Here is a 16,451-nt window from a genome sequence, read left to right on the forward strand (position 1 = left end):
GCATCATTTTTGTTTATAAATGACATGGACCTCAATAATAGCCGATGTTCTTTATTAGTCCGGATTAATTCTCCCCAGCAGTTGCGTGAACTCGCACCCGCGCAACTGCCTCAATTAGCCGCTGAATTAAGAACATTTCTTATTCAAACACTGAATCAATGTGGTGGCCATTTTGCAGCGAACTTAGGTACCGTAGAACTTACTCTTGCATTGCATTATGTGTTTAACACGCCTCATGATGCTATTATTTGGGATGTGGGTCATCAGGCTTACGCGCATAAGATACTGACTGGTCGTCGCGACCAATTAGATAGCATTCGAAAAACACATGGTTTAGCGCCTTTTCCCTCCCGAAATGAAAGTCTATTTGATAGTTTTGGTGTGGGTCATTCAAGCACGTCTATCAGTGCTGCATTAGGTTTTAGTATCGCAGCAAAAAAAAACAATACGAAACAAAAAGCCATTGCGGTCATTGGAGATGGTGCATTAACTGCGGGTATGGCTTTTGAAGCGTTAAATCATGCGGGCGATATTCATGCCGATCTACTCGTCGTACTCAATGATAACGACATGTCCATCTCTAACAATGTAGGTGCTTTATCTAATTATTTTGCCCGCATATTATCCAGTAAACTTTATTCAAGCGTTAGAGCAGGTAGTAAAAAAATTTTGGAATCCATTCCTCGCATTCGTAAGCTGGCTAAGCGCACTGAAGAACATGTTAAAGGGATGTTCGTACCCGGTACTTTGTTTGAGGAGCTTGGTTTTAATTATATTGGCCCCCTTGACGGACATGATTTACCTTTATTACTGAATACGTTTAAAAATTTACGTCAACTCCAAGGACCACAGTTCGTTCATGTCATCACGACCAAAGGTCGTGGGTATAAGCCAGCCGAAGAAAATCCAATCGCTTATCATGCCGTTAATCCACATTTTTTAACATGCAATTCAACAAAAACGAATCCGATAAAACCAAAAACGTATGCCAACATTTTTGGGCGATGGATTTGTGATATGGCGGCTATCGATGAACGCTTAATTGCCATTACACCGGCCATGCGTGAAGGCTCCGATCTCGTCGAATTTTCCGAACGTTACCCCGACCGTTACTTTGACGTTGGCATTGCTGAACAACATGCGGTTACTTTGGCAGCGGGGCTCGCTTGCGCCGGTCTAAAACCTGTTGTTGCTATTTACTCGACCTTTCTGCAACGCGCTTATGATCAATTAATACATGACGTCGCGTTACAAAATCTACCCGTATTGTTTGCTTTAGACCGTGCTGGAATTGTTGGTGGTGACGGCGCTACGCATCAGGGTTGTTTTGACCTATCGTATTTACGCTGTATTCCTCACATGACCCTGATGACCCCTAGTAATGAAAACGAATTAAGACAAATGCTTTATACCGGCTTTCACCTTTCAACACCTTGTGCAGTACGTTATCCACGCGGGGTGGGTGTAGGGGCTACGATTCAGCAAGAAATGTCGTTATTACCTCTCGGTCAAGCTGAAATCTGTCGAAAAGGCCAAACGATCGCATTACTCGCCTTTGGCTCCCTGCTCCATCCTGCACTTCACATCGGGGATCAGTTGGATGCGACAGTCATCAATATGCGCTTCGTTAAACCTTTAGACGAAAAAATGCTATCCCGTTTAGCAAAAACGCATCGCTTATTGGTCACCTTAGAAGAAAATGTTAAGGTAGGTGGGGCCGGATCGGCAGTCAGTGAGTTTTTACATCAGCAGGGTATTTTTTGTGACTTATTGATATTAGGGCTCCCTGATGAATTTATTGAACATGGCGATCCCTCTGTATTGCTTGCTCAAGCTGAATTAGAAACGACAGCGCTGATGTCTTTAATTAAACAACGACTAGCGCTATCCCTTACTTTTTAGTACAGTGAGCACATTCTAAGCTTTCGTCCAAAACGTGAGTAAAGCGCATTGAGATTTTTTTAACGTTATGATTTCTAAGCTTTTAAGTAAATGGGTTCCCAGTCGTAATCAACGATTATTAAAACAATTCGAAAAAAATGTAGCGGCGATTAATCAGTTAGAACCCCGCATGCAACGTTTGTCTGACACACAACTGCAAGCCAAAACCGCCGAATTCAAAGCCCGTTTAAACGATGGTTGTTCTTTAGATGAGCTTCTTATAGAAGCCTTTGCGGTGGTACGTGAAGTCAGTGTTCGTGTATTAGGTTTACGCCATTTCGATGTGCAATTAATTGGTGGCATGGTTTTGCACCGTGGAAAAATTGCTGAAATGCGCACAGGTGAAGGTAAAACGTTAGTCGCAACCCTTCCTGCTTATTTGAACGCGCTCAGTGGTTTAGGTGTCCACATCGTTACTGTCAATGATTATTTAGCACAACGCGATGCAGAATGGATGAGGCCTGTTTATTCCTTTTTAGGCTTAAGTACGGGGGTCATCGTATCGGATCTTCCTCTACCAGAACGCCAAGCCGCGTATGCGGCGGATATTACGTATGGGACCAATAACGAATTTGGCTTTGATTATTTGCGTGATAACATGGCTTTTTCATTGGCAGAGAAGTCACAACGTCTTTTAAATTTTGCCATTGTGGATGAAGTCGATTCCATTTTAATTGATGAAGCACGCACGCCGTTAATTATTTCTGGTGCAAGTGAAGAAAGTTCTGAACTTTATATTAAAATCGATCACATTATTCCTCAGCTCGTTTTGAGAAAAGAAGAAGAGGGTCCTGGCGATTTTTATCTCGACGAAAAAACCAAACACGCTTATTTAACGGAAGAAGGACACCAGAAAGTAGAAGAACTGTTAGTCAAACAAGGTTTATTAAAGCCGGGTGAGAATCTCTATCATCTCACAACGATTGGATTAATGCATCATGTGTATGCAGCGCTTCGCGCACATTATTTATTTCATCGTGATGTTGATTATATCGTGCAAAATAATCAAGTTGTTATTGTCGATGAGCATACAGGGCGTTTAATGTCCGGTCGACGTTGGTCCGATGGTTTACATCAAGCGGTCGAAGCAAAAGAAAAGACGCACATCCAAAATGAAAATCAAACCTTAGCGTCTATTACGTTCCAAAATTACTTTCGCCTCTATCATAAATTGGCAGGAATGACAGGCACCGCCGATACGGAAGCCTATGAATTTCAACAAATTTATAATTTAGAAGTCGTTGTTATTCCGACCCATTTGCCCATTTCACGGCTTGATTTAGCGGATCAAATTTATCTCACCAAAGATGAAAAATTTAATGCCATCATTGATGATATTAAAGCCTGTCGTGCACGACAACAACCTATATTAGTCGGCACAGCATCCATTGAGACATCAGAATATTTATCACGGTTATTACAGCGAGAAAACATTCCCCATCAAGTCCTTAATGCCAAATTTCACGAAAAAGAAGCTCAAATTATTGCCGAAGCAGGTCGGCCCGGGACAGTGACCATTGCAACGAATATGGCGGGTCGTGGAACGGATATTGTTTTAGGAGGCAATTTAAAAGCTGAACTTGCTGCGTTGCCGCGTAATACGTCTGCAAAAGAAATCGAACGACATAAACGCAACTGGCAAAAAAGACATGATGAGGTCATTGCAGCCGGCGGTTTGCATATTATTGGTAGTGAGCGTCATGAATCACGTCGGATTGACAATCAATTGAGAGGACGTTCTGGTCGGCAAGGTGATCCGGGTTCTTCACGTTTTTATTTGTCACTACACGATAATCTCATGCGAATATTTGCCTCGGATCGTGTTGCGATGATTATGCAAAAAATTGGAATGCAGCCCGGTGAAGCGATAGAACATCGCTGGATCACGCGCGCGATAGAAAATGCACAACGTAAAGTTGAAGGACGTAACTTTGATGTACGCAAACAATTATTAGAATTTGACAACGTCGCTAATGAACAACGTAAAGTGATTTATGAACAACGTCACGAATTATTAGCGACTGAGGATATTTCACCGGTCATTCATAACCTTTGGGCTGATGTTATTTACCGTGTTATTGAACAACATGTCCCTCCTCAAAGCCTAGAAGAAGAATGGGATATTCCTGGTTTAAAAAATCAGTTAAAGCAAGACTTTTGTCTGGATTTACCCATTGATACTTGGTTAAAAGACCCTCATTTTCTGGAAGAAAATCTTCGTGAAAAAATAACCCAAGCGGCTCAAAATGCCTATGTTGAAAAAGAAAATCTGTTTGGTTCGGCGACGCTCCGTCAAGTTGAAAAAACATTAATGCTACAAACCCTTGATACGTTGTGGAAAGAACATCTCGCCGCTATGGATCATTTACGCCAGGGGATTCATCTTCGTGGTTATGCACAAAAAAATCCAAAACAAGAATACAAACGTGAATCGTTTATATTATTTTCTGAACTTTTAGATCAGTTAAAATATCAAGTCACAAGCTTGCTCAGTTGTCTGCAAATGAGCACCCCTGAAGATGCGATGCGTTTAGAAGAACAGCGACGTCAACAAATTCCACAACTTCTTGATTTTCAGCACCACCCGTTATATACCCCAAATAACGCTGAAACCGCTGAAACAACCTTTCCACAGACTACACAGCGTCATTTTAATAAAATAGGGCGTAATGATCCGTGCCCTTGTCAGTCTGGAAAAAAATATAAATATTGTCATGGTCAAATCCATTAATTTATGAGCTTCAATTAAAAACGTATTATGTCATCGATTATTATAAAAACAGCATTAGAAATTGAAAAAATGAAGGCTGCAGGTCGATTGGCTGCAGAAGTTTTGGAAATGATTGAACCGCATGTAAAAGCAGGCGTTACCACCAATCAGCTAAACAAAATCTGTCACGATTACATTGTCAATGAACAACACGCCATTCCTGCGCCTTTAAATTACCGCGGTTTTCCTAAATCAATTTGTACGTCTATCAATCATCAAGTGTGCCATGGGATTCCCAGCGATCGGGTGTTAAAAACGGGAGATATGCTTAATATTGACGTGACGGTTATTAAAGATGGTTACCACGGGGATACCAGTAAAATGTTTTTTGTTGGAAAACCTTCGATATTAGCGCAACGTTTATCCAGGGTCACTCAAGAATGTTTATATAAAGCCATACAATTAGTCAAACCCGGTATTCATCTCGGTGATATTGGCGCGTGCATACAACATTTTGCGGAATCAGAAGGCTTTTCGGTCGTACGTGAATATTGTGGCCATGGGATTGGTCGAATATTTCACGAAGATCTGCAAGTACTCCATTATGGTCAGGCAGGAACAGGAGTCCAACTCGTTCCTGGTATGACATTCACCATTGAACCTATGATCAATGCTGGTAAGCGTTTTGTTAAGCTGATGCCTGACCATTGGACGGTGGTTACCAAAGATCATAGTTTATCCGCACAATGGGAACACACCTTGCTGGTTACCTCAAATGGATACGACGTATTCACAAAACGCAAGGAAGAACAAACTATTATTTGAATAATAAAAAATCGGATAACCCATTGATATTCATCCCTATTTCTTGCTTTTTTTGGTAGTCACGTATACTTTGATTGATCATTCAAATTGGAATATAACCGCGTTTATGGAATCTTTAAAAACGATCGTCGAAACAACGTATAAAAATATCAATAAAATGGATGCAGAAACCATTCATCCTGCACATCAATCGGCTGTTTTAGAAGTAATTGAATTACTTAATCAAGGTAAGTTGCGTGTCGCTGAGAAAAAACACAATCAATGGTTCGTTCATACCTGGGTAAAAGAAGCGATTTTATTATTTTTTCGATTAAGCAAAAATGCACACATCGATGCGGGATATACCCATTACTTTGATAAAATTCCATTAAAATTTTCACATTACACTAAAAAGCAATTTGAAGAACAAGGTTTACGTATCGTACCCAATGCTTCTGTTCGACAAGGCGCTTATATTGCTAAAAATACTATCCTTATGCCATCCTTTGTCAATATAGGTGCTTATGTCGATGAAGGAAGCCTGATCGATACGTGGGCAACCGTAGGCTCCTGCGCACAAATTGGAAAAAATGTTCATGTATCGGGTGGCGTTGGAATTGGTGGTGTACTCGAGCCTTTACAAGCGAAACCCACCATTATTGAAGATCATTGTTTTATTGGAGCACGCTCAGAAATTGTAGAGGGTGTCATTGTTAAAGAAAATAGTGTGATTGGGATGGGTGTGTTTATTGGACGCAGTACACCTATTTATAACCGTACGACAGATGAAATTACTTATGGTCAAGTTCCTGCAGGTTCAGTCGTTCTCGCAGGAAGCCTTCCCTCCAAAACAGGAAAGTGCCAATTAAATTGCGCTGTTATTATCAAACAAATTGATAGTCGCATCCGTGCTAACGTAGCTATTAATGAGTTACTGAGAGCGTATTGAAATTAAATTCATAAATTTTTATAAGGATATTCTTAATGTATCGAAAAATGATTATTGCCAGTTTTTTGCTCAGTTGCTTTAGTGCTTCTACTTTGGCGATGAGTACGAACCATATGGCGTGTGTTAAAACGAACAAGCAAACGATAGCTGCGTTATTTGATCGCTGGAATACATCACTTAAAACGAGAAACCCACTTAAAGTGGATAAAAACTATACTGATAACGCGATCTTGTTGGCCACACTCTCAAGCAAACCACGGGTCACGAGTATTGAACGCATTGAATACTTTAAAACGTTCTTAAGCCAACACCCTATTGGAAAAATTGATTCGCGAACGATAAAAATAGGCTGTAATAAAGCCATTGATAGCGGTTTATACACCTTTACATTAAAAGGTAAGAAAAAACTTCATGCACGCTATACATTTACTTATCTATGGAATGGAAATAAATGGTTGATTTCATCCCACCATTCATCGGAGTTACCCAAGAACAAAAAATAACTGGCATTCATAAAAATTTTCTCGCAATAAACACACACAACATTGGTTCATGGTGCCGAAGGCCGGACTCGAACCGGCACAGCTTTCGCTACCGCCCCCTCAAGACGGCGTGTCTACCATTTCACCACTTCGGCAACGAAAAACGATTAATCGGAAGGGTGCGGATAAGGTGGTTCATGTTCAAGGCGCGGTGGTTCACTCTGTTGAGCGAACGACGAAGCGTGCCCTCTGTTCACTAAATTTTGGATAGGATCCTGTTTTGCGCGATGTCCTGCAAGATAACCTAAACTTAAGCTGGTCATAAAAAATAATAAAGCGAATAACCCCGTTAATTTTAGTAAAAAAGAACTCGAACCCTGACTACCAAAAACGGTCTGCGAAGCCGCGCTTCCAAACGTTGCGCCTAACTCAGCCCCCTTATCTTGTTGTATCAAGACCAAAGCAATTAACGCTAAGGAAATAATAACATGCATTAAAACTAAAAACTGCTGTAACATAAAACAACTTATGGGCACTAAAATTTAACTGTTATGACGTTCAATGGAGGTCATGATTTCATAAATGGATAAAAATTCCGAAGCATCTAACGACGCACCACCAATCAAACCGCCATCGATATCAGGCATCTGAAACAATGCGTTAGCATTGCTGATTTTAACACTGCCACCATACAGTATAGGTAATATTTGCGCAAGGTCCGAATCCACCATTCTAATTTGATCCCGTAAAAATTGATGTATTTCCTGCGCTTGCTCAGGCTCAGCAGATACGCCCGTACCAATCGCCCAAACAGGCTCGTAAGCAATGATAGCCTGTGGTAATAAAGGACTCGCATGCGCGATGATTTTTTCTAATTGCGTTTGTAATACGACTTGTGTTTGATTCGCTTGACGTTCAGCTAATGTTTCACCCACACAAAGAATGGGCGTCAGTCCCGAGTTTACCGCTAAATTAAATTTCTTTGCGATTTGATCATTGGTTTCAGCATAATGCTGGCGACGTTCTGAATGACCGAGCAATACATATCGACAACCAAATTCATAGAGCATCAAGCCTGATATTTCACCAGTATAGGGTCCTTCTGGCTCAGCAGCCATATTTTGCCCTCCCCATTGCAAGGGGCTTTTTTCAAGCATTTTTTGAGTTTTATCAAGGAAAATGTAAGGAGGGCAAACGACCATCGTCACATTGGACTGCTCTTTTTTTTCAACATCTCTAAGTGCATTGAGTAATGAAGTGACCGACGTTTTACATCCATTCATCTTCCAATTACCAATAATATATTGTCCACGCATTCTTTAAATTCCTCTAAGCCTTTTATTCAATCAATCGTTAGCCTAGCCTATTTCAAAATCTAGTCGTTCGCTCTTTTTAATCCAAAACCAATTTCTTTTGTTTGTAAATTTTGAGAATTGACACTGTCACATACATCAATAATAAATTTTATTTCGTTGGATTGTATTTATGCCAGTGTAATTTACTTCGTAACGTTTCAAAGTAATTATAATCCAAGGGATGAATTAATCGAAGTGGTTTTGTATGTTTTTGAATACTAATGTTAGCACCGACAGGAACGGATAGACGTTCTTGACCATCGCAACTTAACCCGGGCGCTGCGGTACTGTGTGTATCGATATGAATGACAATATGACTTTTTGATGAAACAACAATGGGCCTTGCACTTAAGGTGTGCGGAAACATAGGAACTAAAACAATAGCCTCCAGTTGTGGATACAAAATCGGACCTCCACCTGATAACGCATAAGCGGTTGATCCGGTTGGCGTTGCAACAATCAAGCCATCTGCTTGTTGAACACAAACAAATTGATCGTCAATCCTGATGGAAAATTCAATCATTCGTGCGACATTGCCCGGCATCAATACCACTTCATTTAAGGCAATGCCACTCGCTTGTTGCACCTTCTCTAATGGCATCGCAATCGTTGCACTCAGTAAAAACCGTTTCTCCTCCTGATAATTTCCGGTTAATACCTCCCCTATTTTATTTTCTAAATCCTGTGGATGAATATCCGTAAGAAAACCAAGGCGGCCGCGATTGACACCTAATACGGGCGTATTATGTTTTACAGCACTATGAGCCGCGTTGATAAGACTTCCATCACCACCCACCACAATCAGCAAATCAACCTTTTGCGCTAACTGATCCCGTGTGCTTGAAAACAATCGACGATTTTTAAAACAATATGCAATGTCGTCTTCTATTAAGACTTCATAATGATGAGATTGCAAATAGTCCACGATGACTCTGAGTGTATCACTCACGTCTTTCATCCCTTGCCGACCAATCAAACCAATAGTTGTAAAAATTTTACGCATAGTTTTGAGCTCATGAAAAAATCGACAATATCCTGGTCGAAACTTTTTATCGCGTCAACTCAGGGTATCTTTATATAGTAGTCTTGATTCATTTTTTAGTTAAATTTTAGCGTCAATTTCGATCTCACTCTTGAATCCCAACATTGAAATCTCCATAATTTATGGGTATATCTCTATTTTCTACATGTGTAGATCATTAACTTTTAACAATGGGAGCCGTCAGAAATGACTGAAAAAGACACTTCTAAAAAAACGACTTGGGAAAAGTTGAGCACTACAGCAAAACAAGACTCCTCTCGTTCAACCCCAAAAGAAGAGGAAATTTCCTCAGAAAAGAAAAAATCGACGCCGAAGGAGGAAGAAAAACTATTAAAACATCCTTCCTATAAAGCACTAAAATTTCAATTACAAGAGGCGGAAAAGCAACTCAATGACACGAAAAATCAATTAACGCATCTCGAAGAACAAAAAATATATCAGTTGGCGGAAATGGATAATATTCAACGCCGCGCTAAACGTGACATTGAGAATGCCCATAAATTTTCATTAGAAAAATTTATTAACGAATTATTGCCTATAAAAGACAGTTTAGAAACAGCGCTTTTTCATGCGAAAACGAAAGAACAAGATGCCGCGTTATCCGGTATTCAACTGACACTCAAACAGCTAGAACACTTATTAGAAAAGAACGGTGTTAAATCGATAGAGCCTGCTGGCCAGCCCTTTGACGCTCACTTTCATGAAGCCATGCTTGCAGAAGAAAATGATGAGATGACGCCGAATACCATTATACGCGTATTACAGAAAGGTTATTTATTGCATGGTAGACTCATTCGACCTGCGCTTGTCGTGGTCGCCAAATCAAAAGAAAAAACTTCTTGATTTTATACCTTGAAAATTGAACTTTTAACCCAATTTTAAGAGAAGTTGCTAGTTTTCAATCAACCAATTATTTTCAACTCAATTGATACCAGTAAAAAATGAGTTACTTATCGCGGAGAAATTTATGGCAAGTGCACAACCAAAAAACACTATAATCGGCATCGATTTGGGTACGACAAACTCTTGCATGGCTATTATGGAAGGAGGCAAAGCAAAGGTCATTGATAACATAGAAGGTCGGAAAACTACACCCTCTATTGTTAGTTTTGATCATAATGAAATTAAAGTAGGTGAAGTGGCTAAGCGTCAATCCGTCACGAAGCCGGCTGAAACTATTTTTGCCGTAAAACGCTTGATAGGTCGTAAATTTACTGATGCTGAAGTACAAAAAGATATCAAGATGGTTCCCTATAAGATCGTTCCTGCAAAAAACGGAGATGCTTGGGTTGAAGTCAACGGTAAAAAATTGTCTCCCCAAGAAATTTCTGCGCAAATCTTAATGAAATTAAAAAGGGACGCTGAGAAATATTTAGGCTATGAAGTAAAAGATGCGATTATTACCGTGCCCGCTTACTTTAATGATTCACAACGTCAAGCAACGAAAGATGCAGGCCGAATTGCGGGTTTAGAGGTTAAGCGTATTATCAATGAGCCTACCGCTGCAGCACTCGCTTATGGATTAGATAAAAAAAACAAAAGCGCAAAAGGGACTGATGCCAAAATAGCCGTTTATGATTTAGGTGGTGGTACTTTTGATATTTCCATTATTGAAATCGCCGAAGTGGATGGCGAGCATCAATTCGAAGTACTCGCAACGAATGGCGATACTTTTCTCGGTGGTGAAGATTTTGATTTGCGCGTTATTAATTATTTAGCCGATGAATTTAAAAAGGACCAAGGTATTGACTTACACAAGGATCCACTTGCTTTACAACGACTCAAAGAAGCCGCTGAAAAAGCGAAGATAGAACTTTCGTCAACCCACGAAACGGATATTAATCTCCCTTATATTACCGCTGATAGTAGTGGCCCTAAACATCTTCATATTAAATTAACGCGTGCTAAACTGGAGTCTCTTGTTGACGATCTTATCAAACAAAGCATAGAACCCTGCAAAAAAGCCATTAAAGATGCCAAACTTTCTGTTGAAGAGATATCACAAATTATTTTAGTGGGTGGACAAACCCGCATGCCTAAAGTACAAGAAATTGTTAAAAATTATTTCGGTAAGGAAGCGCGCCATGATGTCAACCCTGATGAAGCCGTCGCGATAGGTGCTGCTATTCAAGGTGGTGTATTAGCGGGTGATGTGAAAGATGTACTGTTGCTCGATGTGACTCCGCTTTCATTAGGAATAGAAACCTTAGGCGGAATCATGACGCCGCTTATTGAAAGAAATACCACTATTCCTACTAAGAAAAGCCAAGTATTTTCAACGGCAGAAGATAATCAGCCCGCAGTAACCATACATGTATTGCAAGGTGAAAGAGAACAAGCGAAAGACAATAGAACCTTGGGACGTTTTGACTTGACAGATATTCCGCCGGGTCCACGCGGTACACCACAGATCGAAGTCACCTTTGATATCGATGCAAACGGTATTATTAACGTATCTGCTAAAAATAAAACAACGGGGAAAGAACAAAAGATTGTTATCAAATCCGGTAGTGGTTTATCTGAAGAAGAAATTCAAAAAATGGTCAAGGACGCTGAAATACATGCGGATGAGGATCGCAAATTCCGCGAGCTTATTAAAACACGGAATGAAGCAGACAGTTTAATCGATGGCGTTAGTAAGGCTTTAACCAATGCCGGTGATAAAATTAACGCCGATGAAAAAGCTCAATTAGAAAAAGCAATCGAGGAATTAAAAGACGCGTTGAAAGGCACTGACAAAGAAAACATTGAAGCTAAACTAAAAGCGCTTACAGAAACATCGAGCAAAATGTCTGACCGTCTCCATGCACAACCCGATGCGAGTGCCCAGGATACCACCACCGCAAATCAAACGGACGACGCTCCTCACGAGCAAACAGAGAGCGCTAAAGACAACAAAGACGATGTTGTTGATGCCGTATTTGAAGAAGTGAAAGATAAGGACAAAAAAGATAACGATAAAAATAAAGGATAACCGTATCCAATTCCGCGTTACTCGTTATTAACGAGTAACGCGGTCAAATCTAACTATTCTATCAACGCTTTAAAATCCTTCGTTGAGCAGTACAATTTTTGGTTCTTATTATGGCAAAAAAAACTGATTATTATGAAACACTGGGTGTATCCCGTCATGCAACCGACAGTGAACTAAAAAAAGCTTACCGTAAATTAGCTATGAAATACCATCCTGATAAGCATCATGCTGCTGAAACCCAACAAGCAAAAGAAGCGGAGGAAAAATTTAAAGCGATCAGTGAAGCCTATGACGTTTTATCCGATTCTAAAAAGCGTGCTGCCTATGATCAATTTGGCCATGCGGGTGTAGAGTCCACAGGAACGAGTGGGAATGCACAGGGCTTTAATTTTAATGATGTTTTTGGTGATATTGGTGATGTCTTCGGTAACATTTTTGGTAATCGTGGCGGTCCCCAACAAAGCCAGCGTGCACAACGAGGTGCTGATTTACGCTATACACTCGAATTAGATTTAGAATCTGCCATTCACGGGACTACCGTACAAATCCGTATCCCACGTCTTGTGACCTGCAAAAGCTGCCAGGGTTCAGGTGCCCGTAAAGGGACGAAGCCTATTGTTTGTAAAACGTGTGGGGGTCAAGGACAAGTTCGCATACAACAAGGTTTTTTAACAATCCAACAAACGTGCCCTGAGTGCCATGGCGAAGGGCGTATCATCACAACGCCTTGCCCAGATTGCCGTGGCCAAGGCCATGTTCAAGAAACGAAAACATTAGCGGTGAAAATTCCTGCAGGAATAGACGAAGGAAATCGGATTCGTTTAGCAGGTGAAGGTGAAGCAGGTCATCGTGGTGCCCCCGCAGGTGATCTTTATGTACAAATTCATCTTAAACCACATCCTTTATTCAAACGAGAAGGAAATAATTTATATTGCGATGTTCCTATTCATTTAACCTTAGCATTGTTAGGTGGCGATATACAAATTCCCACATTAACCGGTATCGTCAATTTACATATACCCCCTGAAACACAAAGTGGGAAAGTATTACGCTTACGTGGGAAAGGCGTTCCAGGTCGCCCGGGAGGAACGGGTGATTTACTCTGTCGTGTGAGTGTAGAAACGCCGGTTCATTTAACGAAGGCACAAAAGGAATTAGTTATAGCGCTTGAGAATGCGTTAAAAAATGGGAATCATTATCCAAAAGCAAAAATATGGTTTGAACATGTAAAGAAGTTTTTCAGTAAGCAATACTGACGCTCGAAAAGTTAAATTAAAAAAGGTATGATCAAAAAATCAACTTCAGATAAGATGCTGATGAACGCTACCCAGTAATTAGAGAAACCTCATGAAAAAAATTCCTATGACTATCAGTGGTGCTCAATACTTAAAGAAAGAACTTCACCAACTAAAAACCTTAAAACGACCACAAGTTATTGCGGCTATCGCAGAAGCCCGTTCTCATGGTGATCTGAAGGAAAATGCTGAGTATCATGCTGCCAAAGAAATGCAAGGTTTTATTGAAGGTCGCATTACTGAAATCGAAAATAAATTAGCAAGTGCTCAAATTATTGATGTTACGAAACTTAATAACTTAGGAAAAGTCATTTTTGGATCGACCATCCATTTGATGAATACGCACACGCATGAACAGGTCACTTATCAAATCGTCGGTGAAGATGAAGCCGATATTAAACATTCAAAAATATCGGTCGCCTCGCCTATTGCACGTGCACTTATTGGCAAAGAAGAAGGTGATCTGGTCGAAGTTCAAACACCTTCCGGTTTAGTTAATTTAGCAATCGACAAAGTCGAATATATCTAAACGGTTAAAATTTCTATTAATCTCGTTAATCTATTCAAACGAATTAAATTCGGTTAGACTTATTAAAAATTATTAAAATAAAAGGAATTATTATGTTTTTCACCTTTGCATTGGAAAACTTTCTTGAAACGGGTGTTTTTGAATTAAAAAACGATACGCTTTTTTCGGATAATATTTGTGACATTAAAAAAAATCTTACCTCTCTCAAAGCAAACACATTTAAATTTCCTTTACAGATTATTTTAAAAAAAATTCAAGTCGTTCCAGATTTTTCTCTCAGAAAACCGCTTTCACGATCTTTAGAATCTGTGATTCAACCGATCGCACATTGCTCGGAAGGTAATCATGAAGATTTTTCAATAACGCCCCTGTCTTCTCGTCATCCGTTAAAAAATATGCCATTGAATTTCGCTGTTAGATATCCAAAAAAGGGAGTTAACAGTCCCAAAAGGCAACTAGAGGCATTAGAAAAAAGCTTACTCTCTTTGCTCACTCAGTTATGGGATTTCATTGAGCTGGATCAACTTTTTTTTTATTCCAATCATCAGATTGACCTGTTGACGACGCACCATTTTTATAAGCAATTCTTAAATACATTAGTCCAAAATACGTGTTTAAAAAAACTTATTCTAAAGCCTTTTTCGCTATCTGCGTATATCGAAAACCTAGTTGCTTTTTTACTTTATGCCAAACTAGACACGTTACATCTTGACATTACCGAAGCAAATCCGTCAGCCTGGCAGGCCTTTTGTGAAGTTTTGAAACAACATCCTACGCTTAAATCATTAATTTTAGGCCGTATTTCCGATCCTTTTGCTTATTCTGCTTTGCTGGATCTATTAGATAATAATCCTCAACTTAAAATAACATTACTGGAACCTGTCGATGAAAACACACTAAAAACCTATCGAGCGCTTCAACAACGCCTCTCTAAATTGAACTTAGAACATTTCAAAGAAACACATTTGTCACAATCTCGACTGTTCAAAATAGCGCTCAGCACGTTGGAATCATTGAAACAACTTCAATCTGATCCGAACAAAACGTTAGAAAAAGAAAAACAATTAGAAACGCGATTTGCTCTTTTATTAGGGGATAAAAACCCGATAGTCACGGGATCTGAACATCGTATGAACGCATTGCAATTTATTTATCAACCCTATAATCCTCTTATTTATGATGACGCTGCTGCACTCATTCAACTGGACATTCATAAAATGTTGGAAACGAGAAGGACGGTGGGTTATATTTTGTTAAAAAAAGCCTTGGAAACCCACAATCGGGAAGCAATGAAAACGTTATTAAATGCCTGTGCACGTTGGTATGAGTTTCCGTGCCATGAGGAAGAGCCGTTTTTAATTAGGGTATTTCAGGAGAATACAGGCCTCAGTCATTTTGTTTTTGATCATATTTGGCAAACGGTGCATATGGACAAATCTTCTCTGATTCGATTATACATTCCTCATCGAAACCAAACAGTGGGTTATGTGTTGCTCCAGAAAGTCTTAAAAACACAAAATATCCAGCTCTTGCAGAATTTATTAAATGCACAAGTCAATCTATTTGAATTTTCAGAGAATGAAAAAGAATCGTTTCTTGTTAACGTATTTCAATGTCAAGGGGTCGTCAGAAAACGTATTATTGAGCATATAAAACAAGACTCCCATTTAATAACACAGGCCTTAGAGTCTCTAAAAGGCACGAATTATAAGGGATTAATTCACATATTCAACGATCTTAAAAATCATTTAGATCATTACAATAGCCTCTTGGTAGAAAAAGAACATCCTTCATTTTTAATTTCTATCGCCTATGGGATATTAACAATCTGGAGAAAAATAGTAAAACTTCAAAATCTTGCAGAAAGAAGAAATAAGGAATGTGCTGAACTCTACCTGGATCTGGCTAAAAGTCTTCAAATGATTAAATGCGATTTCAACGAAAATACGGACGCCACGCTTTCTGCAGTTCTGATTATCATGCAAAAAATTAAAGAAAAATCGTTGAATGCCGTGAGAGGTCTATTTAACCGCTCTTATTTACATGATAGAGTTGTCGAATTAGCAGAGCGATTTGAAAGAATATTGCATGCAATGAAAGCTGAATCTATCGTTAATAACGAAACGTTTGAATCTAAGCGGGCTACAAATAGCAGACCAATAATAGCAATAAAAGGAGTCAAACCAAAAACAGCGTTGCTTAAAACGGAAAGCACGTCGACGGAAACAGATAAGCTTAATAAGTTAATGTGCCAAATGTGGGTGAATAATAATAGTAGGGCAGAAGCGTTATCCGGCTATTCCGCTGATTTTCAGATTGAAACAACCCAGGTCCCCGGTTTTTTTCAACCTTAATTTTTTAATGAGCTCT

At 39.6% G+C, this 16,451-nt stretch carries 13 protein-coding genes and 1 tRNA gene; 10 read left to right on the plus strand and 4 right to left on the minus strand.

Features of this window, described 5'->3' with window-relative positions:
* Positions 1 to 24: 24 nt before the first annotated feature.
* From dxs to RICGR_RS05205, 5 genes are all read left to right on the plus strand, one after another.
* A complete protein-coding gene (gene dxs, locus RICGR_RS05185; RefSeq protein ID WP_006035116.1) occupies positions 25 to 1,902 on the plus strand; it encodes a 1-deoxy-D-xylulose-5-phosphate synthase in 1,878 nt (625 codons plus the stop codon).
* A 67-nt stretch (positions 1,903 to 1,969) separates the two neighbouring features.
* The gene (gene secA, locus RICGR_RS05190) at positions 1,970 to 4,672 is read left to right on the plus strand and encodes a preprotein translocase subunit SecA (RefSeq protein ID WP_006035710.1); all 2,703 of its coding nucleotides are present in this window, start codon (positions 1,970 to 1,972) and stop codon (positions 4,670 to 4,672) included.
* A gap of 27 nt (positions 4,673 to 4,699) precedes the next feature.
* Positions 4,700 to 5,476: a type I methionyl aminopeptidase gene (gene map, locus RICGR_RS05195; protein ID WP_006035304.1), complete on the plus strand. Its 777-nt coding sequence runs from the start codon at positions 4,700 to 4,702 to the stop codon at positions 5,474 to 5,476.
* A 106-nt stretch (positions 5,477 to 5,582) separates the two neighbouring features.
* A complete protein-coding gene (gene dapD, locus RICGR_RS05200) occupies positions 5,583 to 6,404 on the plus strand; it encodes a 2,3,4,5-tetrahydropyridine-2,6-dicarboxylate N-succinyltransferase (protein WP_006035480.1) in 822 nt (273 codons plus the stop codon).
* Positions 6,405 to 6,439: 35 nt separating this feature from the next.
* The gene (locus RICGR_RS05205; RefSeq protein ID WP_006035748.1) at positions 6,440 to 6,907 is read left to right on the plus strand and encodes a hypothetical protein; all 468 of its coding nucleotides are present in this window, start codon (positions 6,440 to 6,442) and stop codon (positions 6,905 to 6,907) included.
* Positions 6,908 to 6,957: 50 nt separating this feature from the next.
* Here the strand turns inward: RICGR_RS05205 and RICGR_RS05210 are convergent.
* The 4 genes from RICGR_RS05210 to RICGR_RS05225 all read right to left on the minus strand — a co-directional run bounded on the left by RICGR_RS05210 (position 6,958) and on the right by RICGR_RS05225 (position 9,244).
* Positions 6,958 to 7,041 (minus strand) — tRNA-Leu (locus RICGR_RS05210).
* Between the two features lie 12 nt (positions 7,042 to 7,053).
* Positions 7,054 to 7,404, minus strand: a complete 351-nt coding sequence (secG, locus tag RICGR_RS05215) for a preprotein translocase subunit SecG (protein WP_006034963.1) — start codon at positions 7,402 to 7,404, stop codon at positions 7,054 to 7,056.
* A 24-nt stretch (positions 7,405 to 7,428) separates the two neighbouring features.
* The gene (gene tpiA / locus RICGR_RS05220) at positions 7,429 to 8,202 is read right to left on the minus strand and encodes a triose-phosphate isomerase (RefSeq protein WP_006035750.1); all 774 of its coding nucleotides are present in this window, start codon (positions 8,200 to 8,202) and stop codon (positions 7,429 to 7,431) included.
* A 148-nt stretch (positions 8,203 to 8,350) separates the two neighbouring features.
* On the minus strand, positions 8,351 to 9,244 hold the full coding sequence (locus RICGR_RS05225) for an NAD(+) kinase (protein ID WP_006035146.1): 894 nt from the start codon (positions 9,242 to 9,244) through the stop codon (positions 8,351 to 8,353).
* A gap of 225 nt (positions 9,245 to 9,469) precedes the next feature.
* Here RICGR_RS05225 and grpE point away from each other — a divergent pair, with 225 nt between their 5' ends.
* The 5 genes from grpE (at position 9,470) to RICGR_RS05250 (ending at position 16,435) form a co-directional block, all read left to right on the plus strand.
* A complete protein-coding gene (grpE, locus tag RICGR_RS05230) occupies positions 9,470 to 10,126 on the plus strand; it encodes a nucleotide exchange factor GrpE (protein ID WP_006035529.1) in 657 nt (218 codons plus the stop codon).
* 124 nt (positions 10,127 to 10,250) lie between these two features.
* Complete coding sequence (gene dnaK / locus RICGR_RS05235) at positions 10,251 to 12,257, plus strand: molecular chaperone DnaK (RefSeq protein WP_040615194.1); 2,007 nt, start codon at positions 10,251 to 10,253, stop codon at positions 12,255 to 12,257.
* A gap of 110 nt (positions 12,258 to 12,367) precedes the next feature.
* A complete protein-coding gene (dnaJ, locus tag RICGR_RS05240) occupies positions 12,368 to 13,513 on the plus strand; it encodes a molecular chaperone DnaJ (RefSeq protein ID WP_006035384.1) in 1,146 nt (381 codons plus the stop codon).
* Positions 13,514 to 13,604: 91 nt separating this feature from the next.
* Complete coding sequence (greA, locus tag RICGR_RS05245; protein WP_006034912.1) at positions 13,605 to 14,081, plus strand: transcription elongation factor GreA; 477 nt, start codon at positions 13,605 to 13,607, stop codon at positions 14,079 to 14,081.
* A 92-nt stretch (positions 14,082 to 14,173) separates the two neighbouring features.
* Positions 14,174 to 16,435, plus strand: coding sequence for a hypothetical protein (locus RICGR_RS05250; protein WP_006034954.1), 2,262 nt, complete (start codon positions 14,174 to 14,176; stop codon positions 16,433 to 16,435).
* Positions 16,436 to 16,451 lie beyond the last annotated feature (16 nt).

Source organism: Rickettsiella grylli (assembly GCF_000168295.1).
Lineage (GTDB): Bacteria > Pseudomonadota > Gammaproteobacteria > Diplorickettsiales > Diplorickettsiaceae > Aquirickettsiella > Aquirickettsiella grylli.